Genomic DNA, 25,779 nt, shown 5'->3' on the forward strand with positions numbered 1-25,779 from the left:
CGTCAGGGGCGTCGATGGTCACGTCGGAGGTGAACCAGGCGGTGTCCGCGGGGCCCTCGATGCGCACTTCCCTCGGGGTGGCGGCTCGGAGGGCGGTCGCCGGCTCCGCGAGGTCCTGCCCGCCGGCGGCGAAGCTCACGGTGGTGCTCCCGCGGCTCCGGCTCACCAAGAGACGAGCAGGAGGTCCTGGTACCGCATCCGCCGTAGGCGCACCAGGACGGGGGAGCCGTCCGGTCCCGGGATGGCGGCCAGGACACCAGGCGTCAAAGCGCTGGGTCCGGCTCCTGAACCGGGCCCTGCGAAGGCCCGCCGCTGCCCGGCACCGGGTGGCCGGCCGGCCATCGCTCATGCCAGCGCAGCGCGTCCTCCAACTGCGCGGCCAGCGAGATCAGTCGCGGCTCGCCGTGCGCCGGGCCGAGCAGCTGGGCGCCGAGCGGCAGCCCGTCCGCGTTGAATCCGGCGGGTACGCTCACGCCCGGCCAGCCCAGCACGTTCCACGGCCAGGCATACGGGCAGGCCGCGATCATGGCTCGATCCGTGCGCCATCCGTTGAGCTTCGCGAGCGTCCCGATGCGCGGCGGCGGGGTGGCGGTGGTCGGCGTCAGCAGCACGTCGTACGGGCCGAACAGCGCGCCGATACGCCGCTGTTGACGCTGCTCGACGGCCCGCGCCCGGCGCAGCACGGGCCCGCCCAGCAGCCGCCCCATCCGGGCCGCGCCGCGCGTACGGGGGTCCAGCAGAGCACGGTCGGGGACCCGGGCCGCCCACTCCCCGACGCCGACCGTGGCGCGCGGCAGGAAGGCCAGCCCGATCAGCCCGTAGTCCGGTTCCGCCGGCTCGACGACATGGCCGAGGCGGGTCAGCGTACGGGCCAACTCGGTGACCGCTACCCGGACTTCGGGGTGCAGTTTCTTGGGCGTACCGGTGAAGGCCGGTGTGAAGGACAGCGCGATGCGCAGCCGTCCCGGGTCGCGTCGTGCCGCTTCACGCGCCGCGATGGCGGGCGGACGGTGCAGATCGCCGTCGTGGTTGCCGCTCGCGACGTCCAGCAGCAGCGCCGCGTCCTCGACCGTACGCGCCAATGGGCCGATCCCGGTGATCCCTTGGAAGGCTTCGGCGTCCGGCCAGGTGGAGATGCGGCCGCGCTGCGGTTTGATGCCGACGAGATGGGACCAGGCGGCCGGGATACGGACCGAACCCGCGCCGTCCGTGCCAAGAGCGGCGGGGACCAGTCCGGCGGCGACCGCGGCGGCCGAGCCGCCGGACGAACCGCCCGGAGTGTGGGCGAGACTCCACGGATTGCGGGTGTCGCCGAACGCCGGCCCCTCAGTGAACGGCCATTGGCCCAGCTCACAGGCGTTGGCCTTGCCGACGATGACAGCGCCGGCCGCACGCAGCCGCCGGACGACCTCGGCGTCCCGCTCCTTGGGCGGGAACTCCCCGGCGCATCCGAACGCGGTGGGCTCACCCGCCACATCGGTGTCGTCCTTGACCGCGACCGGCACCCCGAGCAGCGGCAGCCGTTCACCGGCGGCCAGTCTGCGGTCGGCGTCCGCGGCCTCCGACAGCGCCGCCTCGGCCCGTACCCGGCGGAAGGCGTTGACACTGCCCTGGGTGGCTTCGATGCGTTCCAGCGACCGTTGCACCAGCGCGGCCGAGGTCACGCTCCCGTCGGCCAGCGCCCGCGCCTGCTGGGCGAGCCCCTCGCACTCCCCGGCGGGCGCGCCGGTGTGGCCCGCCGGGAAAGGCCTGGTCTCCCTGTCACGGCTCTCGTCAACGCTCACGGTACGCGCCCTCCCTGGGACCGCCCATTCGAACGAACGGTCCCAGGAGGCTAATCGCTCCCGGCCGAGGCCAGCAATCACGCCGCGCGGCAGGGCACATGGACGACACACGGACGGCACACGCCGGACCGGGACGTGCCGGTGAGGTTACGGCGGCAGAGTGTGGTGACCTGGCGGCGGACGGACCCGGGTGACGCCACGGCGCCAGGGCCCCGGTGACCTGACGACGCAGGCCGGGTGACATGACGACGCCGGTCCGGGTGGCATGACCACGGGCCCGGGTGACATGACGAAGCGGGCCGTCCGCCGGACGGGCATAGCGGGGCAAGCCCTCCCAGCCGCCCGCCCCGAACTCGAACACAAACCCGGTCAACCGCTACGCTCCCCGCCCATGGACGACACCCTGCTGCTCCTGATCGTGGCGGTCGCGGCCCTTCTCGTCGGCCTGGCAGCCGGCTGGGCGGGACAATCCGCCGCGTCCCGCCGGAAACTCACCCGCGAGCAGAGCTTCTTCGGGCTGCCGGACGGTTCGGAGTGCGTACTGGTCACCCACCGGGACAGCAACTCGCCCCACTGGAGCATCCCGCGCCATGACGCACTGGCCCTGCTCGGACTGGCCTCGGTGGTCGAGAACTGCGGCGCGCACCCGGAGGTGGCGCCGCATGACACCGCCCTCCAGGGCTTCGGGGCGCGCACCGAGTTCTGCGTCGGCGATCCCACCGCGCACCGGCGGCTGGCGGCCCATGTCGCCAATCTGCTGCCGGGTGTCGCGGTGCACCCGGGCGACGAGTCCGGCGCCGGCCGTGGCACCTTCACCATCGGCGGTTCGACGTACCGGATGGAGCCCGGCGCGGTCGAATACGTCCTGCTCGCCCGGCTGACGGCCGGCGAGACCGGCCGTCCGGTGTTCCTCGCCGCCGGCCAGCGCCCGGTCACCCACCGGGCCGCGGTCCGCCACCTCGTACGCAACCGGGCCCGGCTGGCCCGGAAGCACGGCGCCGACGGCCAGTTCTGTCTGCTGCTGAAGGTGATCAACTCGCAGGCGTACGGGCCCGATGTCGTGGAACTCGTCGCCGACGTCACCAAGGCCGCGACCGCCCCCACAGAGTCGAAGGGACACCGGGCGGCGGTCTGAGGGAGCCCGCCCCGCGGCTCCTGCCCCAGACCCTGTGTCGCAGGTCCTGTGACCCAGGTCCTGTAACCCAGCCTGTGACCCAGGTCCTGTGATGCAGGTCCTGCTGTGACGTGGTCCCCGTGTGACCCAGTTCCTTCCGGCCGGTTCCGCGGCCTGCCTACGCTGCTGACGACCGACCCCACCACCCGCTCCCTCCAGAGCGCAGACCGGTCCGGAAGGAGATTTCTTGACCAGCGCCCCCGTGCCCCACGCCATCACCGTGACCCACGACGGCCAAGCCGTCGTCACCTTGGAGGGCGAGCAGGACATCCTCACCGCACCGCGCGTTCTGAAGCTGCTCACCGCGGCCGCCGCGAACCGGGACCGGATCGTCGTCGACCTCCGGAAGGTGACCTTCATGGACAGCACCGGCCTGGAACCGCTGGTCAGAACCGCCCGCCGGCTCCTTACCACCGGCGGCGGCATCACGCTCGTCATCGCCGATCAGAGGCTGCGCAAGCTCCTGGCGCAGAGCCGCGTGGACGATCTGTTCACCCAGGTCAGCTCGCCGCGCTACGGCCACAGCGCCTTTCTGCCGGCCGCCGGCGCGTGACAGCCGTCACTCGCGGCACCAGAACACCGAACAATGGTTTATCGTTAAATTGCAAGCGGGTGCTGCGATGACGGTGCCCCGGGCCAGGGCGCCCCTCGCCGGGAGACCCGCCCGCAGCCGTACGGCAGCCTTCCCCGTGAGGTGACCGCCGTCACCACCCGCACCCCATAGCCGCCTCGGCCGGTCCCCCCCGTCCGGCCGAGGCCGCCCCGGCCGGAATCCCCCGTCTGGCCGGGGCCCCTCTTTTCCGCACCAATGCGTCATTGCGTCACTCGTCCGCACCACTGCGTCACTCGCGGCTCACCCCGGCGTCGCTCCCGGCACCGTCGCGTCACGCCGAGCGACCCCGCCTCATGCACATCACCGCAGGTGGGACGCCCCATTCACATCGAGGACGGCACCCGAGGACCAGACCGCCTCGGGCGAGGCCAGGTAATGGACGGCGGCCGCCACATCCCGCGGCGCCGCCACCCGGCCGAACGGGCTCTGCTGCCGGACCTCGTCCGTGATCCGGTCCGCGACCCGTTCCGTCGCGACGAACCCGGGGGCGACCGACGCGACCCCGATCCCGTATGACGCCAGATGGACCGCCAGCGACTGCCCCATGGCGTGCAACGCCGCCTTGGACGCGCCATACGCCGGATGGTCCGGCTCACCACGGAACGCGCCGCGCGAGCCGATGTTGACGATCCGGCCCTCCACCTCGCGCTCGATCATGTTCCGTGCCGCGCAGTAACTCATATGTGCGGCACCCAGCAGGTTCACGTCCACGACCCGCCGCCAGGCGTCCTGCCAGTCCTCGAAGGACGTACGGTCCAACGGATGCACCACATTCGCCGCGGCATTGTTCACCAGGACATCGATACCGCCGAGCCCGGCCACGGCCGCCTCCGCGATCGCGGCCGCGCCGTCCGGGGTACTCACATCCCCCTGCACCAGGACATGCCCGCTGCCCTCCAGCGCCGCGAACGCCTCCGCCGCCGCCTCGCGCCGCGACGCGTAATGCAGCGCGACGCGGTCCCCGTGCGCGGCGAAGAGCTCCGCGACCGCCCGGCCGATCCCCCGCGAGGCACCGGTCACCAGTACCGCCCGGCTCACCGCGGCCCCTCCGACGTCCCGAACGGCCGGGGCCGACTCCGCTGACTCCTCTGATCCCGCAGACTGCGCTGATCCATCGGCATTCCTTACCTGGCGGCGGCAAACGATCTCAAGGAATCGTAGGCAGCCGCACGGGGCGGATAATCGAGCGAGGTGGGCGGCCGTGTCCGCGGCGATGACGAGTCATGAGCGTGGTGGCGGGAGTGACGGTGCCGGAGGCCGGGAGGAATGGTGCCGCGAGGGTCCCGGGGTGGTGGTACGTCGCCGACGTCGGCTCAGGCATAACGGGCCCTTACGCGTTCTCGAGGGTGCTTACTCGGGTGTGCGAGAGCGGGCCATCCTGGCCGCCAGGGTGCGCGGCGCATGACGTACCGCCAGGGCGTACGCCTTGTATTGCCAGCCGGTGATGCTGACGGGCTTGCGGCGCCCGAGGTCCTTGAGCGCCTGGTCCACGACCCTGTCGGCCTCAAGCCACGCCCACGTCGGCAGGCTGCTGACATCCATTCCGGCGCGCTCTTGGAATTCCGTACGCGTGAAACCCGGGCACAGGGCGAGCACCCGTACGCCGTGCGGGGCGAGGTCGACACGGAGGGATTCGCTGAAGGCGGTGAGCCACGCCTTCGCGGCGCCGTATGTACCGGTGGGCAGCAGTCCCGCGACCGAGGAGACATTGAGTATGACTCCCCGTCGACGAGCTGTCATACCGGGCACAGCGGCGTGCGTGAGCCGTAGCGGGACCTTGGTGAGAAGGTCGAGCATCCGCTCTTCGTCATCAACGGGACTGTGCGGGAAGGGAGCGGGAAGTCCGAAGCCGGCATTGTTGACAAGGACGTCCACGGGATGCGCCGATGAGGCGAGACGTTCTTCCACGGCGGCACGTCCGGTGGCGTCGAGGAGGTCGGCGGCGATTGTCTCGACGTCGACGCCATAGCCGGTGCGCAGTTCTCCGGCCGTACTGTCCAGGCGCTCCCTATGACGAGCAACCTGTACGAGGTCGAATCCCTTCGCCGCGAACCGGCGGGCAAAGGAAGCGCCGATACCGGAGGTCGCACCGGTGATCAGAACTCTCGTCATGGGGAACCCGGCTTCCTTGTCTCTTGGGGTCAAGGCTTACCGAAACGCGCTGGCGCTACGCGCAACGTGCTACGCGCAACGTGCAACGTGCAACGTGCAACGTGCTACACGTCATCCCGTACGCGATTTCGGTATCCGACTACTCTTACACCCGGCCGGACGCCGAGCCGATCGGATCAAGCCGCTGACGGAATGTCTTGAGCAGGGGCGATGTGTACTCCTCGGCGGCCTGGAGGAGGAACGCCTTCTCGTCCGTGAAATCGCCGCTGTCATGCCCCAACGGCCCTATGGGATTCGGCCTGTGGGGAAGACCGGCGAGCTTGCTCCGGCGGGCCTCCCCCATGACACACGCCAGCACGGCGGCCTCTCTCCTCGGCTCCGGGATGCCCGAGTCGTCCACGAAATCGCGTGCGGCGGTGAGCAGCGCGGAGTCGACATGACTGTGCAAGACAAGGAGGGCATCGCGCGTTTCGATGACCTTGCGATACACAAGAAGTCTCCAGGGAGTGAGCGGCCACAGAATCTCAAGTGCCCGCGGCCGCGCCCGGGACAGTGCCACCTGCGGCACCGCGTCCATCAGATCGCGCCAAAGCGGCCACAGGCACCACACCGTTCTGATGTCCGTCACCGCGCGGCGGCCGGCGGCGAATGTCGGTACGAGGATCGCCATGGCGCGGAACAGTGCATGCGCTCCCATGACCATCGTCATGCCGGGCGTTATCCAGTCCGCGCTGCTGAACAGCCGGACGACATGGCCGAGCCAGTAGACGCCGGCGAGCGCGGTACCGAGGCCGAACAATTGCAGGCTCGACCTCAGCAGCGGCGGAGCGCTGGACCGGCCGTAACGCCAACACATCAAAACGCACGCCGTGTTCGCGGTGAGGTGCGCACTAACCAGGATCAGACAGTAGGCGACCGCGGTGGGAGGGGGATCCGTCCCGGCGAGGGGAAAGACATAGCTTTCTCCGTCCACCCACAGCAGTGCGGCCAAGGCGGCAATCGTGACGGCCATCGCGCCGTACAACCGCCGCCCGCAGCGCCGGCCGCCCACGGTCATGGTGAGGAAGAACAGCACGGCGCCCACCGACAGCACACCGAAGAAATTGGTCGTGATGTGGATGAGGCGCATCGATGCGCCATCGCCGCGGAACTCTTGCCGCACGACGGGAAGGCTGAGCGTCATGGCCATCGCGGCCGTTGCCACGGCGAGCCACAGGCCACGTTGACGACGGCAGCGCACCGCCGAGGGCAAGCGGACCAATACCGCGCCCCATAAGCAGATCGCGCCGACGGTTTCCAGTCGATCCCCGAACAACGCCAGGTCAAGCCTCATGAGAGGGCCCCAGCCCCAGGCCGGCGCCGAGCCTGGCCAGCACCTCGTCCCGCTGTCCTTGACGTGGCGGGCCGCCCGCGGAGTCCATCCTCGTACGCATCAGGCTGGCGATCATTTCCGCCTCGCGCTCCTGGGACGTGGAATAGTTGGTGCGGCCCAGCAGCCGGCCGACAAGACCGAGGTCCAGATCCGGCAGGAGTTGACCCGTCCAGCTCTCCACCGTGTCCGACGTACGATGGTCGAAAAGTATATGCCCGATCTCGTGCAAGACGATGTGTTCTCGATGCACGCGCGAGGTCTGCTGCTCGTAAAAGATGTGGTCATCGACCGACGTGCCCAGCCAGAGTCCGTAGGCCCCGGCCATGACCGTCTGCATGGGCAGCGCATGGAGATACAGCGGCCGCCCACGCCGCTCCCCCATGTGCCGGCACAATGTCTCGATCGAAAAAGGCTGGGGCGGGCTGAATGTGCTGAGTACCGCATGACAACGGCGGCGCAGAGCTATGTCCCTGTACGGCATGCGTAACTTCCCTAGCCCCTGTCCGGGGCAACGACGGTAGGCGTGACACACGGACTGACATCGCTCCTCCCGGCCCGCAAGCGGCCGACGTCGCGGCGGAGCGCGCTTGCGACGTACGCTGAACCGCGGGTTTCACGCTTTGGGTTCGGCGGGATCAGCGGTGGACGTGGCGCGCCGATCGGCATGAGCGGGGACATCATTACCGGCCGGCAGGTTCTGGATCCGCCGGGCTTCGTTCACCATGGTGAGCAAGGCGTCCAAACTCGCCGGGGACAGCCCGTCCGCACGAAGCGCCAGGCTGCGGACCCGGGTGTCGCGCAGCGCGGTAGCCAATTTCAGTTGGGTATTGACCTTTTCAGTGACCTCGTCGTCGAAGAAATACGCGGGAGGCACTCCGAAGAATTCCGCCAGCGCCGCCAGATGCCGGAGCGTCGGATTGTCCCGCTGTCCCTTGCGGAGCAGCCAGATATAACTTCCGGAGATGGAGACTCCGCGTGCCGAAATCGCCTGGGCGGCTTCTTCGGTGCTGTACGACCCACGACCGGCCGGCACCACGGTCCGAAAAAGGTGATTGATTTTGTCAGCGAGACTGAGCCCAGCCGAGTTGGCCGTTCCGGACATGGTCACGCCCCTCCAATCCCCATACGTTTCCCCACTCGTGTGCGGCAAGGCCATCGTGAACAGCGGGCACGGTCAGCGGTTCCGCATCCTACTACCCGTCAACCCGCGTTGGCAGCCGAACCGTTGGCCCGCCCGGGGCTCGGAGCTGTGGACGTCCTGCGCAGGCACCTGCCGGCAGGTCCGTGCGCCACCGCTTCGCCGACGGGAACCAGCGGTGGTCGGTCGGCGGCCGCCAGCCATGAATGAATCATTCCGCATAACCCGCGGAAATCGCTCGTTAACATTTCACACGCGCCGGATTCCGCGCCACCACCGCTCCCACCACCGGAGAAGGCAGCCGATAACGGTCCGCAGCCCTGCCAAAAGTTAACAGAATCCACGGGGCCCATCTGCAGCGCAATACCCATATTTCCCTGAGAACACCAGGATCCGCGGGCTCCCGAATGAGGGCGGCGGCGCACCCGATCTGCGAACATGCCCCCGGCCCCCGATCATCGAAACATGGCCCCCACCGCCGAGCGCGGCTTCGCCCCGTACCCCGTGATCCGGCCGATGCTGGCCGCCGTCGGGCCGCTGCCCGCCGAGGGCGACGACGCGGCATGGGCGTTCGAGGCCAAATGGGACGGGGCGCGCTGCATCATCAACACACCGGGCGACGGGACGATCCGGCTGATCACCCGGGCCGGCAACGACGCGACGATGACGTACCCCGAGCTCGGCGCCCTCGGTGAACAGCTGCGCGGCCCGCCCGCCGTTCTCGACGGCGAAGTGGTGGTGCTGGACGCGCAGGGCCGGCCCGACTTCGGGCTGCTGCAGCGCCGGATGGGCGTGGTCAATCCGCGCCGCACCGCCCGTCTGGCCATGGAGCATCCCGTCCATCTCGTGCTGTTCGACGTGATGTACCTGGGGCGTTCGCTGCTCGACGCGCCGTACCACGAGCGCCGGTCCGTGCTCTACGGGCTGGACCTGCGCGGTCCGAACTGGTCGGTGCCCGCACATATGGAGGGTCACGGCCGGCAGGCATGGGAGGCGTCGTTGCGGAGCGGCATCGAGGGGGTGGTGGCGAAGAAGCTGAACTCCGTTTACACCCCCGGGGTCCGGTCACCCGACTGGCGCAAGACGAAGCATGTGCAGACGCTGGACGTGATCATCGGCGGCTGGGCGGAAGGCCGCGGCGGACTCGCCGGGCTGCCGGGGGCGGTCCTGGTCGGCGTCGAGGACCCGTTGGGGCTGCGGTACGTGGGCTCCGTCGGGTCGGGCCTCTCCGACCGCGAGCGGCGTGACCTCGCCCAGTACCTGAGCGTGATCGCCCGCGCAGAGTCCCCCTTCATCAACCCCGTGGACGTCCCGGGCGCGCACTGGGCCGAGCCCCGGCTCGTCGCGGAGATCACCTTCTCCGGCTGGACCTCGGCCGACCGGCTGCGGCATCCGATCTGGCACCGGCTGCGGCCGGATCTGACGCGCTTGGGCTGACGTGCCCGGGCTGACGCGGGCCGGGACGGCTGCCCCTCGCCGCCCCGTTCTCGGCCGCCCTCACCTCGGCCGCCACGCCTGCCACCGCGTCACGACCGCTCCCGCGTCACGGTCGGCAGAACTCCGCAGCGGCGATCGATCCGCCGCCGTTCTCATCGTCCGTGCCCAGAATTCCCTTACCGGACCACCCTCTGCCCGGCCATCCCTGGCCGTACCGTCCCTTGCCCGACCTCGGCGGACAGGCGAGCGCCTCGATCTTGTGCCCGGGGAACGTGGCAAGGTGTCGCGGCACGTCCGGGACATGCAGGCGAAGCTCGCTGCCGACGGAGACGCGTCCGGCACGATAAAGCGCGGAGTCGTACGGACCGTCATCACCCGGGTCCGAGGCCGACGAGACAGGTGTATTCGGTACGCCGTCCCACTACTGGCGAGTGCCACATACCCACCGTCCCGGCCCGGCACGGCTCAGCGCGTCAGTTTGTCGAGCGTCTATCGTCGTTACGCGCCCCAGGCATGCCGACTACGGGCGCCCCAGGCATGCCAAGGGGGCGGCGGCGCATGACCCGACCCGAGTCAGCAGCCGCAGGCGCGCCCCGGCGTCCCGCCCGCCTCCGGCTGGATGTCGCGCCTGCCGCGCGGCCGCCCGAAGGTTCCGTTTGGAGCAAGACGAGAAACCTCAATACGATCCGGCGATGATCATAAGAAGATGGCTGGCGACCGCCGTGTCCGGCCTGGTCGCCGCCCTGGCCGCCGGGCTCCTCGCGACCCCCGCCGCCGCCGATGAACCGGACGCCGAGCCGTCCCGCAAGCCCTCCCCCAAGGTCGAGTTGGTGCTCGACGTCAGCGGCTCCATGAGAGCGCGGGACATCGACGGCCAGAGCCGGATGGCCGCCGCGAAGCAGGCGTTCAACGAGGTGCTGGACGCGGTACCGGAAGAGGTGCAGCTCGGCATCCGCACCCTCGGCGCCAACTACCCCGGCAACGACCGCAGGACGGGCTGCAAGGACACCGAACAGCTCTACCCGGTCGGGCCGCTCGACCGCACCGAGGCCAAAACCGCGGTGGCGACGCTCGCCCCGACCGGGTGGACGCCGATCGGCCCGGCCCTGCTCGCCTCGGCCGACGACCTCAAGGGCGGCGACGCGACCCGCAGAATCGTCCTCATCACGGACGGCGAGGACACCTGCGCCCCGCTCGACCCCTGCGAGGTGGCGCGCGATATCTCGGCCAAGGGGATCCATCTCGTCATCGACACCCTCGGGCTGCTGCCGGACGCCAAGACCCGTAGTCAGCTGAGCTGCATCGCCGAGGCCACCGGCGGTACCTACACATCGGTGCAGCACACCGGCCAACTCCGTGACCGTGTCCGTCAGTTGGTGGACCGCGCCGCCGATCCGGTCGTCACACCGGTGGCGACCGAGGGCGCCCGGCAGTGCGCCGACGCCCCGAAGCTCACCCCCGGCCTCTACAGCGACCGCGAGAAGTTCGGCGAGCACCGCTGGTACCGGGTGGAGGTGCGGCCGGGGCAGGAACTGCGGGCGTCGGTGAGCGTCGCCGCGGACCGCGCGGTCAACAACGACTACGGCGTGATGCTGCGTGCCTCGACCGTGCACGGCAGGGAGATCGTCCGCGGCTCGGAGGCGGGCAACGGCCGTACCGATGTGATCTCGTCCGGGCTGCGCTATCCCAAGGCTCCGGCGGACGACGCGGACAGGGACGGGGACGGCAAGCCCGCCGCGGAGACCGTCTGTCTGCAGGTGAGCAACTCCTTCTCCGCCCCCGCGTCGGTGAAGACATCGCCAGGTCTGCCGGTCGAGCTGGCCGTCGACCTGGTCGACGCGCCCGACGACGCCTCCGATGTGGCGTCCTTCGGGCTCGGCCACGGCTGGTGGCTGCTGGGCGTACTGGTCCTGGTCGGCCTTCTGGCCGGTCTGCTGTGGGGCTGGATCTCCCGCTGGCGCGTCACCGTCTGGAGGACCAACTGATGCGTGCTGTACGAACATTGACGAGTCTGCTGCTGGTGGGCGGCGGTATGTTCGGCGCGACGGGCACGGCCGTGGCGGACGCGACTTCAAACGCCCCTGCGGACAGCCCGTCAGCCGGCTCCTCGGAGAGCAGCCCTTCGGGGACCCCGAGCCCGAGCGGGAGTGCCGCCGGCCCGACCGAGGCGGGCACCTCCTTCCGCACCGCGGCCAAGATGAAGCTGGACCAGCGGGCCGTCGCCGACGCATCCACGGGCGACTACCTCTACTGGGTGCTCCCCCTGGACAGCGGTCAGCGCGCCACGGTGAAGGCCGAGGTGAAACTGCCCGAGGCCGCCCGGCACGGCACCGCCACCTGGCAGCTCGACGTCTATGACGGGCTGCGGCGCCGGCAGGCGTGCAGGTACGGCGCGCAGAGCAGGGCGGCCGCCGAGGACGCCGGATCCGTGGAGCTGTCCTGCACCCTGCGGTCGGTCCGCGCCTGGGCCGAGCCATGGGCCAACGATCCGCTGCCCGGCAGCTATTACGTACGCCTGACGGTTGTCGATCTGCCGCAGGAGGACCTCGGTCTGCCGGTACACGCCGAGGTCGAGGCCACCGCGGCGGACACGGGCGGCAGCCAGGCGGTGGACGGCGCGCTCTCCGCCCCGCTGGTGCCCGGCATCAGCACCGGCACACCGCGGGCCGATGACAAGGGATCCGACGGGGGATCCGACGGCGGACCTGATGGTGGATCCGACGACGGATCACAGCCTGACGGAGGCGGTTCGACGGAGCGGGCCGCCGCCTTCGGCGAGCCGGACGGCGGCTGGTCCTCCGGCTGGTGGTCCGGCCGCTGGATCTGGACCGCGGCCGGCGGGCTGCTCGGCGCGCTCGCGGGCATCGCGGGCTACTCCTTCACGCGAGGGTCCGGCCGCCCGTCGCGAGTGCCGCCGGGGCCTGATCCCGGGGCCTGACCCCGGGGGCCCGACCGATGGGGAGCGGCCGAGGTGCCGAGCCACGACCGCCCCCATCGTCAACTCAATGTTGACGCATCTTGTCCGTCAACTTATCGTTGACGCATGACGAAACCAGTCCAACTGACGCACCCCGTACGCCTCGACGACCTGATCGAGGCCATCAACAAGGTCCACGCCGACCCCCTCGACCAGCTCTCCGACGCGATCATCGCCGCCGACCACCTCGGCGATGTGGCCGACCATCTGATCGGCCACTTCGTGGACCAGGCGCGGCGCTCGGGCGCCTCCTGGACGGAGATCGGCAGGAGCATGGGGGTCTCCAAACAAGCAGCCCAGAAGCGGTTCGCCCCGAAGGACCCCGGCGCGTCCGCGAGCCTCGACCCCACTCAGGGGTTCGGCCGGTACACCGAACGGGCGCGGAACGTCGTGATGACCTCGCAGAACGAGGCCCGCGCGGCGGGCAACGACGAGATCCGCCCCGAACACGTGGTCCTGGGCCTCCTCTGCGAGCCGGAGGCGATCGCCGCGAAGGCGATCGTGGCGCAGGGCGTGACGCTGGAGGCCGTACGGGAGGCCGTCACGGCGACGCTGCCCGCGGCGGCGGAACGGGTGCCCGACCTCATCCCATTCGACGCGCAGGCCAAGAAGGCGCTGGAACTGACCTTCCGCGAGGCGCTGCGGCTGGGACACAACCACATCGGGACCGAGCACATCCTGCTGGCCCTGCTGGAACTTGAGGACGGCCAGGGCGTGCTCGCGGGGCTCGGGATCGACAAGGCGACCTCCGAAGCACACATCGCGGACATCTTGGCAGGAGCCTGACCAATCGACCAGGCTCCCGTCCGGCCGATCTCCCGGTGACCGGCCCCGACCGGCTGACGCCCCGACTGACCGACGCCCCAACTCGCCACACTGCCGGGCCGGCCGGCCACCACACTCATCGGTGGCCGGCCCCTCCCTCCCAACTGAAGGGCGTCCATGACGTCGTGGGGCGCGACGACACCGACCCTGCCCACCAAGCGGCCAGACCCGCCCCACAGAGGGAAACACCTCAGCCATCCCGCGCCCTCCACCTCACCCCCATGGCGTTACCCAGCCGTAACCTACCGATGGGTTACCCCAGGTAAGTAGCGGACCTTACTCTCCAGTTAACTCGGGCCGCCGTACGCCCCTCCTGTCCTCGGACAGCGTTCGGCCGGCCCGCTTCGAGATCTGGAGCAGAAGATGACGCCCTCCCGCACGACCTTGCGCGCCGCGATCGGCACCGTCTCGGCAGCGGTGCTCGCTACCACGGTTCTCACCGGCGCACCGGCGACCGCCGACGCCACCACGGCGGCAACCCCCACGTCAGCAATGTCCACCGGCACCACATCCGTGAAATTCGTCGACATCAAGGGCGATGGCGGCACCACCCTCAAGGCGAATGTCGTCACGCCGGCCGGCGCCGACGGAACCCGGCGCTACCCGGTCATCGTGCTGCCCACCAGCTGGGCGTTGCCACAGGTCGAGTACCTGGCGCAGGCCGAGAAGCTGGCCAACGCGGGCTATGTGGTCGTTGAATACAACTCGCGCGGCTTCTGGCAGTCCGGTGGCCGGATCGAGACGGCCGGCCCGAAGGACATCGCCGACGCGTCGAAGGTCATCGACTGGACGCTGGCCCACACGCCGGCCGATCCACAGAAGATCGGCATGGGCGGAGTCTCCTACGGCGCCGGCATCAGCCTGCTGGCGTCCGCGTTCGACAAGCGGATCAAGGCGGTCGCGGCGCTGAGCGGCTGGGGCGACCTCATCGACTCGATCTACAGCGGCCGTACCCAGCATCTCCAGGCGGCGGCGCTGCTCGGTGGGGCCGGTGCGCTGACCGGCCGCCCCAGCGCCGAACTCCAGGAAATCCTCAAGAATTTCCTCACCTCGAACCTGTCCAAGGAAAAGGAGATGATCGCCTGGGGGAAGAAGCGCTCTCCCGCCACCTATCTCGACAGGATCAACGCCAATGGCGCGGCGATCATGCTCGGCAACGCATGGGGCGATTCGCTGTTCCCGCCCAACCAATACGCCGACTTCTACGAGAAGCTGAAGGGACCCAAGCGGCTGGAATTCCGTCCCGGTGACCATGCGACGGCCGAAGGCACCGGTCTGCTGGGGCTGCCCAATGACACCTGGACCAATACCAAGCGGTGGTTCGACCACTATCTCAAGGGCGTGGACAACGGCGTCGACCGTGAATCGCCGGTGCTGCTCAAGTCCCGTTCCACCGGTGCGTACGAGGGGTACAAGAGCTGGCGGGACGTGCCGTCCGCACACCGGAAGATCGCGCTGAACGACACCCGGCGGATCCGCACCAATATCGATTCCGGTGCCAACGGCGGGCTGATCTTCCTCTCCAGCATGCTGGACCAGTTCCTGAGGATGCCACCCATGGCCTCGATCCCGCTGCTGCCCCGATCAGCGGCCGCCGTCTGGCAGTCCGAGCGCTACGCGACCCAGCAGCGGGTACGTGGCACCACACGCCTGCACACCACCGTGACCGGCACCGCGGAGAGCGGAACCGGTATCGCGTACCTCTACGACGTGGGACCGCTCGGCCTCGGCAGGCTGGTCTCGCACGCACCCTTCACCTTCCATGGCAAAACCCCGAACCAGCCGTTCGGGGTGGATCTGGAGCTGTTCTCGACGGCATACGACGTCCCGGCCGGGCACCGGTTGGCGGTGGTCGTGGACAGCGTCGATCCGCTGTATATCGAGCACAATCCGGATGGCGCCCGGCTGACGTTCTCCTCTCCGGCGAGCGATCCGTCGTATGTCTCGGTGCCGGTGCGCGAATAGGCCGAACAGGCCGAACAGCCTTGAGTGGACCGAATAGGTCGAGTAGGGCACATGGGCTGAATGGGCTGAATGGGCTGAATGGGTCGACGGGGGTCCGTCACGGCCTGGACCATAAGGGTCCGGGCCGTGGCCGCCAAGAACCCGGTGGCGGGATGAAGTGCCCCATAAGGCATGATCGCCGTCATGGTCCCTCCGCATCTGCCGACCACCGAAGCCGCCGTCACCGCGATCCGCGCGGTCGCTGACGAGTACGAACTGGAGCCGACGGTCACCCACGACATCGGCGCGGATCAGACCTCCCGCCGTACCGCGGCCGGGGCGTTCACCGCCCTGGACCCGGACGGCTCGCTGCCGCACGAGGCGTTCGTCGAGCTGGGCGGGTCGCCCGACGTCACCGTCCAGATCTTCCCGGAGGACGATGCGAAGATCACCGTCGACGGAGTGGGGTTCGCGGACGTTCCCCGGGACTCGGTGCCGGCGTTTCTGCGGTCCGTGTACGGCGGACTGGCCTACGTGAAGCCGCGTTTCTTCCCGCCGGGCCAGTGGCTGATCGTGCCGCTGCCGGGCGATGAGACCTACAAGGAGCTGGTCCTCCGCGGCGCGCTCAGCCCGTGGCTCGCCCGCAGCATCCGCTGAGCGGGCCGCGGGCCGGCCCCTGAAGACGTCAGGCGGTGGGCGGCTGGTGCCCGCCCGGCAGCGGTGGGCCCGGTTCCGGAGCGGCCACCACCTCGACCGCCTCGACCTCGGGACTGCGCTTCTGCCGCTTGGAGACCCAGTTGGCGAACCGGGAGAGCAGCATGCACATCCCGATGTAGATCGGCGAGATGACCATGACGACGGGGATGAACGGCAGTCCGTAGTTGAGGTTGGCGGCGATCAGCTTGCCGGCGTGCAGAAATTCCTCATAGGAGATCAGAAAGCCCAGAGAGGTGTCCTTGAGCGCGACCACCAGCTGACTGATGATCGCCGGGAGCATCGCGCGCACCCCCTGCGGCACCAGGACATGCGTCATGACCTGCGTCTTGCGCATGCCGAGCGAGTACGCCGCCTCCCGCTGGCCGCGTTCGACGGAGTTGACGCCACTGCGGAAGACCTCGGCGAGCACCGAACCGTTGTACAGGGTCAGGCCCGCGACCAGGGCGGACAGCGGCTCGACCTGCAGCGCCACATAGATGAAGAAGATCATGACGAGTACGGGCATCGCGCGGAAGAACTCCACCATCAGGGTGCTCACCCAGCGGATGAGCCGGTGCTCGGAGAGCCGGCCGGTCGCCAGCACCGCGCCCAGCGCCAACGACAGCACCGCCGCGTAGCCGAACGCCTTGAGTGTGTTGCCCAGGCCGCGCAGCAGCAGTTCCTGAATTCCCTCGTAGGTGAAGGGACTCCATTTCTCGGCGACGAACTGGCCGGTGTCGAAGAGGAGATAGATGACCCAGGCGATGAGGGCGACGATCACGGCGCTGGCGACGAGCCCGTAGACGAGATGCCGCCGCCTGGTCCTCGGTCCCGGGATGTCATAGAGGACGGTGGTCATCGGGCGACTCCGAAACGCTTCTCCAGCACGTTGAACACCGCGCTGATGGTCAGGGTCACGATCAGATAGCCGACGGCGATCCAGATGAAGCTCCAGATGATGCTGTAGCCCCGCTCGTTGAGCGGCTTGTAGACACCGAGCAGCTCGACGACGCTGAAGGAGCCGGCGATCGCGGAGTTCTTCGCGAGCGCGATCAGCGTGGAGCCGATGGGCGGGATGACGGACCGGAACGCCTGCGGGAGCACCACATCGCCGAGGGTCTGCGGGAAGGACATGCCCAGGCTGCGGGCCGCCTCGCCCTGTCCGACCGGCACCGTGTTGATGCCGGAGCGCACCGCCTCGCAGATGAAGGCGGAAGTGTAGCAGCCCAGGGCGAGGACGGCGAACAGTTTGAAGGGCAGCACCACTCCGAAGCGCGGCAGCCCCAGCACCACCCCGAAGAACAGCAGTGTCAGCGGCGTATTGCGCAGCACCGTCACCCAGGTCGTGCCGAAGGCCCGCAGGGACCGGACCGGCGCGACACGGAAGGCCGCCATGACGAAGCCGAGGCCGAGCGCCAGCAGCGAGGCGTAGACGGTGAGTTCGACGGTGCCCAGCAGCCCGTCCCCGTAGATGGAGAAGTTGTCGAGGAGAACGTTCATCGGTCAGGTCCTCGATCCTCAGCTCGCCGGATAGCGGTCGACCGGCGGCGGCTTCGGTGCGGGCACTCCGGACAGGCCCAGCGTCGCGTCGTACGCCCTCTTCCAGTCACCGTTCTTCTCGTCCGCGACCAGCGCGTCGTCCAGCGCGAACCGCAGGGCGTTGTCGCTGCGCGGGACCCCGATGCCGTACGGCTCCTGGGAGAACGGTTTGCCGACCACCTTCAGCTCGTCGGGCGCCTTGGCGGCGTAGCCCAGCAGGATCGCGTCGTCGGTGGTGACCGCCTCGACCTGATAGGTCAGCAGGTTGTCCACACACACCGAGTAGGTGTCGTAGGCGACCAGGACCGCCCTGGGGTAATCGGACTGGATGCGCTGGTACGGGGTCGAACCGGCCGCCGAGCAGACGCGTTTGCCGGCCAGGTCCTGGGGCCCTTTGATGTCGTCCTCGTCGGCGCGGACCAGCAGCGACTGGCCGGCCATGTAGTACGGGCCGGCGAAGCCCACCAGTTGCTTGCGCCTTTCGTTGATGGTGTAGGTGCCGACGTAGAAATCGATCTGGCCGTTCTGCAGGGCGGTCTCGCGGTTGGCGGAGGCGATCGTTTTGAACTCGATCGCCTCCGGGGGGAATCCGAGCGACGCGGCCAGCATCTTGGCGATCTCGATGTCAAAGCCCGTGTAGCGGCCGGACGCCGGGTCCTTCTCGCCGAGGTAGGGCTGGTCCTCCTTGGCGCCGATGACGAGACGGCCGCGCTTTTCGGCCTTCACCCACGTCGGCGACTCGGGCAGCCGGAAGTCCTCGGCAACCGTGTAGCGGGGAAGGTCGCTGCCTCTGGGACCCTTGACGGGCGGGCTGCCTTCCCGGCCACAGCCGGCGGCCAGCACGAGAGCGGTGAGCGCGACCGCCGCCAGGACGACGCGCAGGCGGGTGAAGTGGGGATGCATCGCGCCCCCTTCAGTGCTTGAGGATCTTGGAGAGGAAGCCCCTCGCCCGGTCGCTCTCCGGCGCGGTGAAGAAGGCCTCGGGGGTGCGGTCCTCGACGATGCGGCCGTCGGCCATGAACACCACACGGTTGGCGGCGGAGCGGGCGAAGCCCATCTCGTGGGTGACCACGACCATGGTCATCCCCTCCCGGGCGAGCTGCTGCATCACCTCCAGCACCTCGTTGATCATCTCCGGGTCGAGGGCGGAGGTCGGTTCGTCGAAGAGCAGCGCCTGCGGGTCCATGGCAAGTGCACGGGCGATGGCGACGCGCTGCTGCTGGCCACCGGAGAGCTGCGCCGGATACTTGTCGGCCTGGGATGCGAGCCCGACCCGGTCCAGGAGTTCGCGGGCCCGCCGGGCGGCCTCGTCCTTGCTCTTCTTACGGACCTTGACCGGCGCCAGCATCACATTGGCCAGCACGGTCTTGTGTGCGAAGAGGTTGAAGGTCTGGAAGACCATGCCGACGTCGGCGCGCATCTGGGCCAGCGCCCGGCCCTCTTCGGGCAGCGGCTTGCCGGCCAGGGTGATGCTGCCCGACTCGATCGCCTCCAGGCGGTTGATGGCCCGGCACAGGGTGGATTTGCCGCCTCCGGAGGGCCCGATGATCACCACCACCTCCCCGCGGCCGACGGTGAGGTTGATGTCCTGGAGGACATGGAGTTGCCCGAAGTACTTGTTGACCCCGCGCATTTCGATCAGCGCCTCACCGGCCATGTGCAGACCTGCCCACTCTCATCCGTACAGCGGAGAGCCCGCAACTTACCGGCAGGAAAGGGACGCACTTCTACTGACACGCACAGACAGGGTTATGTGCGGCGATAAGCCCAGGGGTTCGGGCACGGTCAGGAGAATCGTTGCTCATGCGGCCTCGTATGCCCGTCCCGGCGGAGCGCAGCATCCCTCTCTCGCCGGCGTCAGCACTCCGAGCACTCGGCGTAGACCCGGGACAGCTCGGGCGCCCCGACATCGGCCCAGTCATGCCCCGCCTGCACCACATCGATCTCCCGTCCCGATGCCAGCCGGACCACCGGCTGCCCGTGCGGCCACACCTGCCATACGGCGCCGGCCACCGTACGCACCAGCACGGTGCCGAGGTAGAGACCCGCGTCGTTGCCGAGCCAGGGCACCGCCTCGGGGTCGTCCCGCCAGACCGGCCGCAGCTGGTCCAGTTCCTCCAACGACCGTACGGAATCGTCCAGTTCCACTCCCGCGGCGGCGGCCTGGACCCGCAGCAGCTCGCATTCGGACAGCAGCTCGATGACGCTTCCGGGGTCGGCGCGCACCGACTCCGCGAGCGACACCGGATGGTCCGCGCGCGGGCGCCTGCGCCACTTGTCCAGAAAAGACATGTTCATGGTGTGCAGGGTCCCACCCACCCCGGGGGCGCGGCCACAGGCGCGCGGCGGGTCGGTCACCTGACCCGTCACGCGGCACGGCGACCCGACCATCACACTGCACGGTGCCCCGACCGTTCACCTTGACGCTCCCTGTCGGCCTCCCTACTTTCATGGCGCTCGGATCGGATCTGTGGGATCCGCAAGAGCTCCCCCAACCTCTCGCGGGAACGGACGGATCGCAGCTCAGCACCTGCCTGTTGACGCCATCGGGAGGGAACGGTTCATGCGCGTACGACGATGTCTCGGGGTCGGCACCCTGACGCTGCTGCTCTGCGCCGCCGGTTTGCCGGGCGGCACCGCGGTCGCCGCAGCGGGCACGGCGGCTCCGACGGTCCCGACGGCCCCAACGCCCTTGGCAGCCCCTTCCGCCTCAGCGATTCCATCGACTCCATCGGCTCCATCGGCTCAACACCCGCCCGGTTCGAAGCCCTTGGCGCGCTTCTTCGACAACACGGCGATCAGCGACGACTCCCGGCCCGGTGCCGCCGACTTCGACGGTGCGGGCCGTTCGCTGTCGGCGCAGGACCTGGCCGCGGCGGGTTGGACGCGGGGCAGCGTACTGACGATCGACGGAACGCGGCTCGGCTGGCCGCGCTCGGCCGCCGGGAGCCCGGACAATGTGGTGGCCGACCGGCAGGCGGTGACGGTGACCGGGCGCGGCAACGGGCTGACCTTCCTGGTCGCGGGCACGGGGGTCGGGAACGGGCCGGATGGCGGGAGCGACGCGGACGGGGGGAGCGACGCTTCGGTCTCCGGGACGCGCACCGGAAGCGGCATGGCGGTCTCCGGAACGGGTACCGTCCGCTATCGCGACGGCTCCAGCAGCCGCTACGAACTGACCGCGCCCGACTGGCGGTCGGGGCCCCTGAGCACCAAGGCGGTGGCACTGCCGCACATCAACGGCGAAGGCGGGCAGACCACGGAGACGGCCCGGCTGTACGCGGTGACCGTACCGCTGCGGGCCGGGCGCGAGGTGACATCGGTGGTGCTTCCCGCGGACCCGGGCCCGGCAGGCGATCTGCATGTCTTCGCAGTATCGGTACGCGTCAACGAGCGGGGCAGGACGGGGAGTTGGGCGGCCAGCACGGCCGGCTACCGGGCGGTCGGGCCGTGGCAGGACCGTACGCTGCGGCTCGTCGTGCACACCGGTGCGGGCGGGCCGAGGGCGCGGATCCGGCTGGCGAACACCTTCGCGGCGGCGCCGGTCGACATAGGCGCGGCGAGCGTGGCGGTACAGGACTCGGGGGCGGCGGCCCAGGCCGCGCCGGTGCCGCTGACCTTCGGCCGGGGGCACACCGGGACCCGCATCCCCGCAGGCGCCGAGGCGTTCAGCGACCCGGTGGACTTCACCGTCCCGGCCGGTACCACTCTGCTGGTGAGCATCCATCTGCCGGGGACGGTAACGGCCGCGCCGGTGCACCAGAAGGCGACCCAGCTCTCGTATGTGAGCGCTCCGGGGAGCGGCGACCGCACCGGTGACCGCGGTGGCACGGCCTACCCGGAGACCATGTCCTTCTGGCCGTTCCTGACCGGCGTCGATGTCGAGGGAGGGCCGGGGTCGGTCGTGGCACTCGGTGATTCGATCACCGACGGGGTGAAGTCGACCAGCGGCGCGAACCGGCGCTGGCCCGATGTGCTCGCCCGCCGCTTCCAGGCACAGAGCCGGCTCCCCCGCTACGGCGTGATCAACCACGGCATCTCGGCGAACCGCATTGTCACCGACCGCTATCAGGGCGACGGGGTCAGCAAGGACACCGGCGGGGTCAGCGCCCAGCACCGGCTGGAGCGGGATGTACTGGCGCAGCCCGCCGCGCGGACCGTCATCGTCTTCGAGGGCATCAACGATGTGCGGTGGGGCACCGCGGCGGGCAAGGTCATCGACGGCCTGCGGGCCATCGCCCGGCGGGCACACGAACGCGGCCTGCGGGTCGTGGCGGCCACCATCGCGCCCTGCGAGGGCTACCCCGACTGCACCCCCGCCGTCGAAGCCCGCCGCCAGGCCGTCAACGCCTTCATCCGTGCCCATGGCGGCGTCTTCGACGCGGTGCTCGACTTCGATGCCGTACTCCGCGATCCGCAGCGCCCCCAGCGGATGCTGCCCGTCTACGACAGCGGCGACCATCTCCACCCCGGCGACGCGGGCTTGAAGGCACTCGGCGACTCGGTGGACCTCAGGGCGCTGGTGCCGCCGGAGCGAAACAGCTGAGGACGGGCGAACCGGGGGCCGCAGACAGGCCATCATCCCCGACCCGGGCGGGGCGCCGCTGACGACAGGCAGGCCCAGGGCCGTCGCCAAGCCGTCATCCGCGACCCGGACGGGGGGCTCTGAGGACGGGCCCGGCCCGGGACACCCCAGGCCGCCATCCGCGCCCGGGCAGGGGCTGCTGAGGATAGGCAGGCCCGGCCCGGGACCGCTGCGGAAAGGCAGGCCGGCCCGGTCCGGGACCGCTCCTAAACATCCAGATCCACCACCACCGGTGCATGGTCCGAGGCACCCTTGCCCTTGCGCTCCTCGCGGTCGACAAAGGCGTCCGAGACGGCCTTGGCGAACGGTTCGTTGCCGTAGACCAGGTCGATACGCATGCCGTTGTTCCTGGGGAAGGCGAGCTGACGGTAGTCCCAGTACGTATACGGGCGGTCGTACTTGAGGGGGCGGGGTACCACATCCGTCAGGCCCGCCTCGCGGAGCGCGGACAGCGCGGCGCGCTCGGCCGGGGTGACATGGGTGGCGCCGTCGAAGACGGCGGGGTCCCAGACGTCCTCGTCGGTCGGCGCCACGTTGTAGTCGCCGAGGACCGCGAAGGGGCGGGAGCCTGCGGCGTCCTGGGCGACTGCCGTCTTCAGTGCCTCGAACCAGTTGAGCTTGTAGGCGTAGTGCGCATGGCCGACCTCGCGGCCATTGGGGACGTACACCGACCAGACGCGGGCCGGGCCGCAGGTCACCGCGATGGCGCGGGGCTCCTGCACGCCGTCGTAGTCCGGACCGCCGGGCAGGCCGCAGACGACGTCCTCCAGACCCACCTTGGACAGGAGGGCAACGCCGTTCCACCGGCCGTTGCAGTTGATGGCGGCTTCATAGCCCAGCTCGCGCAGCTCGTCGTGCGGGAACTGCTCGGCCGAGCACTTGGTCTCCTGAATGCACAGCACGTCCGTGCCGGTGCTCTCCAGCCAGGCCAGCAGCCTCGGGAGGCGGGCGGTGATCGAATTGACGTTCCAGGTCGCGATGCGCATATCCGTAAACCTACAGCCAGGGTCTGACAGTCAGCCGAGTTCGGTGGTGGTGCCGGGCGCGAGACGGCCGTGATCCGACCCGCCCAGTTTGTCGATCATGGAGTCGTAGACCGGCCGGGCGTGGTCCTGGAGCAGGCTGTCGTGGATGTCGATGGCCCGGCGGGGCGCGACCTCCCGGACGTAATCGATGACCTCGGCGACCTTGTTCCAAGGGGCGTGGACCGGCAGCAGCAGCGTGTCGACGCTGCGGCCCTCGGGGACGGTGAGCGCGTCGCCCGGATGGAAGACCGCTCCGTCGAGGAGATATCCGACGTTGGTGATGCGCGGGATGTCGGGGTGGATGACGGCGTGCAGCTGTCCGTGCACCTCGATGTCGAAGCCCGCTGCGGTGAAGGTGTCCCCCTCCCCCACGGTGTGCACCCGGCCGGGGAACGCGGCCGAGATCTGCTCGGCGACGCTGGCCAGCGTCCAGATCTCGGCGGCCGGATTGGCCTCCATGCCGGACCGCAGCCGCTGCTCGTCGAAGTGGTCCATGTGCTCATGGGTGACCAGGATCGCGTCCGCGCCGACGGCCGCGTCCTCCTCGCTGAAGAGACCGGGGTCGATGACGAGCGTCTGCCCGTCCTTCCGGAACCGGACGCAGGCATGGGTCTTCTTCGTGAGTTCCATACGGCCATCTTGCCGGGCGCGGGGGGTTGGGAGGGGCACGGGGCGCGGGATGGGAGGGGGCACGGGGTGGCAGGGGCGCGCGGCGCCGCGTGAAACTGCGTCGCTACGGGCGCCGACCGGAACCGGGCCCACTACGGGCGCGGCCGGAAACCACACCACTACACCCGCCCACCCCCCGAAGGGGGGTGGGCGGCGGGGAAAAATCCAGGGGCGCGGCGCACGAACGAGAGCAGTCCCCGCACGAATGAGGGCAGGCGCAACGGGGCCAAGCCCCGCGCGAGCGAGGGTCAAGCCCCCAGCGCCCCGGGCCCCGAGAGAAGCCCCTCCCCGCTCACCCCTTCCCGCTCCCCCTTCCCACTCATCCCTCGCCCCTCACCCCTCCGGCGTCGTCTCCTCCTGTATCACCCGCTGGGCCACCGCGAAGGCAGAATTCGCGGCCGGGACGCCGCAGTAGACCGCGGTGTGCAGCAGGACCTCCTTGATCTCCATGGGAGTGAGGCCGTTGCGCAGCGCCGCGCGGGTGTGCAGCGCCAGTTCTTCCTGGTGGCCGCGGGCGACCAGCGCGGTGAGCGTGATGACGCTCCGGGTGCGGCGGTCCAGCCCGGGCCTGGTCCAGGTCTCGCCCCAGGCGTAACGGGTGATGAAGTCCTGGAAATCGCCGGTGAAGGCGTCGGACGCGGCCTCGACGCGGTCGACATGGGCGTCGCCGAGCACCTCGCGGCGGATCTTGATGCCCTGCTCGTACGTGCCACCACGGGCGTGTTCCGGCTGGGCGAGGCCGGACTCTATGGCGGCCGGGGCCTCCTGCGGGGGCGGCGGAGGCCCGATCTGCGGCTTGGGGGCGGCGGCGCCGATCGCGGCCGGCGTACCGGGGCCCGGCTTGTCGTGCCAGGCGGTGGTGAAGTGTCGGATGAGGAGTTCGGTGACGGCCGCGGGCTGTTCGACGGGCGCGAGGTGCGAGGTGCCGGGCACCAGCGCGAGGCTCGCGTCCGGGACGCCGGCGACCAGGGTACGGGCGTCGGTGGTCGGGGTGACCTGGTCCTCGGAGCCGACGACGACGAGCGTGGGCACACCGACCCGGCCGAGGGAGGACCGTACGTCGTACGAGGCGAGCGCCTCGCAGGCGGCGATGTAGCAGCCGGGGTCTGTGGTCCGCACCATCTGGACGGCCCACTCGACGATGGCCGGCTGGGCACCCGCGAAGCCGGGTGTGAACCAGTGCTCGGGGGCGGTGCGGGCGATCGGGTCGAGCCCGTTCGTACGGATGACGACACCGCGTTGCCGCCAGGCGTCGGCGGTTCCGTAGCGTGGCGAGGAGGACACCAGCGCCAGGGAGGTGACCCGGTGCGGGCGTGTGAGGGCCAGCTGGGTGCCGATGGCGCCGCCGATGCTGCAGCCGGCGTAGCCGAAGCGCTCCACACCCAGTCCGTCGAGCGTGGTGACCAGGCGGTCGGCCAGTTCGGCGATGGACGAGGCCGGGTGGGCGGGCGAGCCGCCGTGACCGGGCAGGTCGAAACGGATGACGCGCCAGTGGCGGGTCAGCTCGGGAATCTGCCGGTCCCACATGTGCCATGTGGTACCGAGCGAGGCGCCCAGTACGAGTACGGGGGCATCGTCGGGGCCATCGATCCGGTGCTGCAGGGTCTTCTCGCTCACCCGGCCACGCTACCGAACTCTCTGACGCGGTCCTGACACCCGGGTCAGGAAGAGCCGACACGAGGGGCCAAGGCGTGGCCGCCAGCCGCACCCAAAGCGGGGAAGCGCAGGTCAGAGTCTCACGGTCGAGACGGCGTAGACGACCGGGTGACCCGACTCGACGTAGCTCACCATGATCCGCTGTACGGATGCGGTGCCTTGCTCGTGATCAGGACCGGGGCGTCTTCTGGCCCATCAAGGCGGTACTGGAGAGTGCGCGTCGGTATCTCGCC

At 69.8% G+C, this 25,779-nt stretch carries 23 protein-coding genes; 9 read left to right on the plus strand and 14 right to left on the minus strand.

The window, feature by feature from the left end:
* Positions 1-263: 263 nt before the first annotated feature.
* The gene (locus K9S39_RS10855; protein WP_248863153.1) at positions 264-1,784 is read right to left on the minus strand and encodes an amidase; all 1,521 of its coding nucleotides are present in this window, start codon (positions 1,782-1,784) and stop codon (positions 264-266) included.
* A 391-nt stretch (positions 1,785-2,175) separates the two neighbouring features.
* Here K9S39_RS10855 and K9S39_RS10860 point away from each other — a divergent pair, with 391 nt between their 5' ends.
* Together K9S39_RS10860 and K9S39_RS10865 are read left to right on the plus strand one after the other, a co-directional pair.
* Positions 2,176-2,919, plus strand: a complete 744-nt coding sequence (locus K9S39_RS10860) for a hypothetical protein (RefSeq protein ID WP_248863154.1) — start codon at positions 2,176-2,178, stop codon at positions 2,917-2,919.
* 226 nt (positions 2,920-3,145) lie between these two features.
* Positions 3,146-3,511, plus strand: coding sequence for an anti-sigma factor antagonist (locus tag K9S39_RS10865; protein ID WP_248863155.1), 366 nt, complete (start codon positions 3,146-3,148; stop codon positions 3,509-3,511).
* A gap of 360 nt (positions 3,512-3,871) precedes the next feature.
* On the opposite strand, the gene K9S39_RS10870 is transcribed toward K9S39_RS10865, so the two are convergent.
* The 5 genes from K9S39_RS10870 to K9S39_RS10890 form a co-directional block, all read right to left on the minus strand.
* Positions 3,872-4,609, minus strand: coding sequence for an SDR family NAD(P)-dependent oxidoreductase (locus tag K9S39_RS10870; RefSeq protein WP_248863156.1), 738 nt, complete (start codon positions 4,607-4,609; stop codon positions 3,872-3,874).
* A 312-nt stretch (positions 4,610-4,921) separates the two neighbouring features.
* Entirely contained in the window at positions 4,922-5,683 is a 762-nt protein-coding gene (locus tag K9S39_RS10875) for an SDR family NAD(P)-dependent oxidoreductase (protein WP_248863157.1), read from the minus strand.
* Positions 5,684-5,828: 145 nt separating this feature from the next.
* Complete coding sequence (locus K9S39_RS10880; protein ID WP_248863158.1) at positions 5,829-7,016, minus strand: MAB_1171c family putative transporter; 1,188 nt, start codon at positions 7,014-7,016, stop codon at positions 5,829-5,831.
* Entirely contained in the window at positions 7,006-7,437 is a 432-nt protein-coding gene (locus tag K9S39_RS10885) for a hypothetical protein (protein ID WP_248863159.1), read from the minus strand. Before K9S39_RS10885 ends, K9S39_RS10880 begins: the two co-directional genes overlap by 11 nt.
* 231 nt (positions 7,438-7,668) lie before the next feature.
* Positions 7,669-8,157 (minus strand): helix-turn-helix domain-containing protein, encoded by a 489-nt coding sequence (locus K9S39_RS10890; protein ID WP_248863160.1) that lies wholly within the window; start codon positions 8,155-8,157, stop codon positions 7,669-7,671.
* Positions 8,158-8,658: 501 nt separating this feature from the next.
* Here K9S39_RS10890 and ligD point away from each other — a divergent pair.
* The 6 genes from ligD (at position 8,659) to K9S39_RS10920 (ending at position 16,033) form a co-directional block, all read left to right on the plus strand.
* A complete protein-coding gene (gene ligD / locus K9S39_RS10895; protein ID WP_248863161.1) occupies positions 8,659-9,630 on the plus strand; it encodes a non-homologous end-joining DNA ligase in 972 nt (323 codons plus the stop codon).
* 692 nt (positions 9,631-10,322) lie between these two features.
* On the plus strand, positions 10,323-11,615 hold the full coding sequence (locus tag K9S39_RS10900; protein ID WP_248863162.1) for a VWA domain-containing protein: 1,293 nt from the start codon (positions 10,323-10,325) through the stop codon (positions 11,613-11,615).
* A complete protein-coding gene (locus K9S39_RS10905; protein ID WP_248863163.1) occupies positions 11,615-12,568 on the plus strand; it encodes a hypothetical protein in 954 nt (317 codons plus the stop codon). Before K9S39_RS10900 ends, K9S39_RS10905 begins: the two co-directional genes overlap by 1 nt.
* Positions 12,569-12,673: 105 nt before the next feature.
* Positions 12,674-13,393, plus strand: coding sequence for a Clp protease N-terminal domain-containing protein (locus K9S39_RS10910; protein WP_248863164.1), 720 nt, complete (start codon positions 12,674-12,676; stop codon positions 13,391-13,393).
* A gap of 402 nt (positions 13,394-13,795) precedes the next feature.
* Positions 13,796-15,397, plus strand: a complete 1,602-nt coding sequence (locus tag K9S39_RS10915) for an alpha/beta fold hydrolase (RefSeq protein ID WP_248863165.1) — start codon at positions 13,796-13,798, stop codon at positions 15,395-15,397.
* A gap of 183 nt (positions 15,398-15,580) precedes the next feature.
* Positions 15,581-16,033 carry a hypothetical protein gene (locus tag K9S39_RS10920; protein WP_248863166.1) on the plus strand — a complete coding sequence of 151 codons (453 nt, stop codon included), beginning with the start codon at positions 15,581-15,583 and terminating at the stop codon, positions 16,031-16,033.
* 28 nt (positions 16,034-16,061) lie between these two features.
* Here K9S39_RS10920 and K9S39_RS10925 read toward each other — a convergent pair whose 3' ends face one another.
* The 5 genes from K9S39_RS10925 to K9S39_RS10945 all read right to left on the minus strand — a co-directional run bounded on the left by K9S39_RS10925 (position 16,062) and on the right by K9S39_RS10945 (position 19,909).
* Complete coding sequence (locus tag K9S39_RS10925) at positions 16,062-16,931, minus strand: amino acid ABC transporter permease (protein ID WP_248863167.1); 870 nt, start codon at positions 16,929-16,931, stop codon at positions 16,062-16,064.
* A complete protein-coding gene (locus tag K9S39_RS10930) occupies positions 16,928-17,572 on the minus strand; it encodes an amino acid ABC transporter permease (RefSeq protein ID WP_248863168.1) in 645 nt (214 codons plus the stop codon). The genes K9S39_RS10925 and K9S39_RS10930 overlap by 4 nt, the downstream gene beginning before the upstream one ends.
* A gap of 18 nt (positions 17,573-17,590) precedes the next feature.
* Complete coding sequence (locus tag K9S39_RS10935; RefSeq protein WP_248863169.1) at positions 17,591-18,514, minus strand: glutamate ABC transporter substrate-binding protein; 924 nt, start codon at positions 18,512-18,514, stop codon at positions 17,591-17,593.
* Positions 18,515-18,524: 10 nt separating this feature from the next.
* On the minus strand, positions 18,525-19,268 hold the full coding sequence (locus K9S39_RS10940; RefSeq protein ID WP_248863170.1) for an amino acid ABC transporter ATP-binding protein: 744 nt from the start codon (positions 19,266-19,268) through the stop codon (positions 18,525-18,527).
* A gap of 200 nt (positions 19,269-19,468) precedes the next feature.
* Entirely contained in the window at positions 19,469-19,909 is a 441-nt protein-coding gene (locus tag K9S39_RS10945; protein WP_248863171.1) for a DUF6278 family protein, read from the minus strand.
* Positions 19,910-20,174: 265 nt separating this feature from the next.
* Between K9S39_RS10945 and K9S39_RS10950 the strand changes: the two genes are divergently transcribed.
* A complete protein-coding gene (locus K9S39_RS10950) occupies positions 20,175-22,157 on the plus strand; it encodes an SGNH/GDSL hydrolase family protein (protein ID WP_248863172.1) in 1,983 nt (660 codons plus the stop codon).
* Positions 22,158-22,402: 245 nt separating this feature from the next.
* On the opposite strand, the gene K9S39_RS10955 is transcribed toward K9S39_RS10950, so the two are convergent.
* The 3 genes from K9S39_RS10955 to pcaDC all read right to left on the minus strand — a co-directional run bounded on the left by K9S39_RS10955 (position 22,403) and on the right by pcaDC (position 25,507).
* Positions 22,403-23,182 (minus strand): exodeoxyribonuclease III, encoded by a 780-nt coding sequence (locus K9S39_RS10955; RefSeq protein WP_248863173.1) that lies wholly within the window; start codon positions 23,180-23,182, stop codon positions 22,403-22,405.
* Between the two features lie 30 nt (positions 23,183-23,212).
* A complete protein-coding gene (locus K9S39_RS10960; RefSeq protein WP_248863174.1) occupies positions 23,213-23,851 on the minus strand; it encodes an MBL fold metallo-hydrolase in 639 nt (212 codons plus the stop codon).
* A 372-nt stretch (positions 23,852-24,223) separates the two neighbouring features.
* Complete coding sequence (pcaDC, locus tag K9S39_RS10965; RefSeq protein ID WP_248863175.1) at positions 24,224-25,507, minus strand: bifunctional 3-oxoadipate enol-lactonase/4-carboxymuconolactone decarboxylase PcaDC; 1,284 nt, start codon at positions 25,505-25,507, stop codon at positions 24,224-24,226.
* Positions 25,508-25,779 lie beyond the last annotated feature (272 nt).

This window comes from Streptomyces halobius (assembly GCF_023277745.1).
GTDB lineage: Bacteria > Actinomycetota > Actinomycetes > Streptomycetales > Streptomycetaceae > Streptomyces > Streptomyces halobius.

Coding starts and splice junctions, on each gene's coding strand:
- K9S39_RS10935 (WP_248863169.1), bottom strand. CDS start 18,514: ATGCATCCCCACTTCACCCGCCTGCGCGTCGTCCTGGCGGCGGTCGCG.
- K9S39_RS10960 (WP_248863174.1), bottom strand. CDS start 23,851: ATGGAACTCACGAAGAAGACCCATGCCTGCGTCCGGTTCCGGAAGGAC.
- K9S39_RS10900 (WP_248863162.1), top strand. CDS start 10,323: ATGATCATAAGAAGATGGCTGGCGACCGCCGTGTCCGGCCTGGTCGCC.
- K9S39_RS10890 (WP_248863160.1), bottom strand. CDS start 8,157: ATGTCCGGAACGGCCAACTCGGCTGGGCTCAGTCTCGCTGACAAAATC.
- K9S39_RS10910 (WP_248863164.1), top strand. CDS start 12,674: ATGACGAAACCAGTCCAACTGACGCACCCCGTACGCCTCGACGACCTG.
- K9S39_RS10880 (WP_248863158.1), bottom strand. CDS start 7,016: ATGAGGCTTGACCTGGCGTTGTTCGGGGATCGACTGGAAACCGTCGGC.
- K9S39_RS10905 (WP_248863163.1), top strand. CDS start 11,615: ATGCGTGCTGTACGAACATTGACGAGTCTGCTGCTGGTGGGCGGCGGT.
- K9S39_RS10860 (WP_248863154.1), top strand. CDS start 2,176: ATGGACGACACCCTGCTGCTCCTGATCGTGGCGGTCGCGGCCCTTCTC.
- K9S39_RS10920 (WP_248863166.1), top strand. CDS start 15,581: ATGGTCCCTCCGCATCTGCCGACCACCGAAGCCGCCGTCACCGCGATC.
- K9S39_RS10955 (WP_248863173.1), bottom strand. CDS start 23,182: ATGCGCATCGCGACCTGGAACGTCAATTCGATCACCGCCCGCCTCCCG.
- K9S39_RS10930 (WP_248863168.1), bottom strand. CDS start 17,572: ATGAACGTTCTCCTCGACAACTTCTCCATCTACGGGGACGGGCTGCTG.
- K9S39_RS10940 (WP_248863170.1), bottom strand. CDS start 19,268: ATGGCCGGTGAGGCGCTGATCGAAATGCGCGGGGTCAACAAGTACTTC.
- ligD (WP_248863161.1), top strand. CDS start 8,659: ATGGCCCCCACCGCCGAGCGCGGCTTCGCCCCGTACCCCGTGATCCGG.
- K9S39_RS10950 (WP_248863172.1), top strand. CDS start 20,175: ATGCGCGTACGACGATGTCTCGGGGTCGGCACCCTGACGCTGCTGCTC.
- K9S39_RS10925 (WP_248863167.1), bottom strand. CDS start 16,931: ATGACCACCGTCCTCTATGACATCCCGGGACCGAGGACCAGGCGGCGG.
- K9S39_RS10915 (WP_248863165.1), top strand. CDS start 13,796: ATGACGCCCTCCCGCACGACCTTGCGCGCCGCGATCGGCACCGTCTCG.
- K9S39_RS10885 (WP_248863159.1), bottom strand. CDS start 7,437: ATGGGGGAGCGGCGTGGGCGGCCGCTGTATCTCCATGCGCTGCCCATG.
- K9S39_RS10945 (WP_248863171.1), bottom strand. CDS start 19,909: ATGAACATGTCTTTTCTGGACAAGTGGCGCAGGCGCCCGCGCGCGGAC.
- K9S39_RS10875 (WP_248863157.1), bottom strand. CDS start 5,683: ATGACGAGAGTTCTGATCACCGGTGCGACCTCCGGTATCGGCGCTTCC.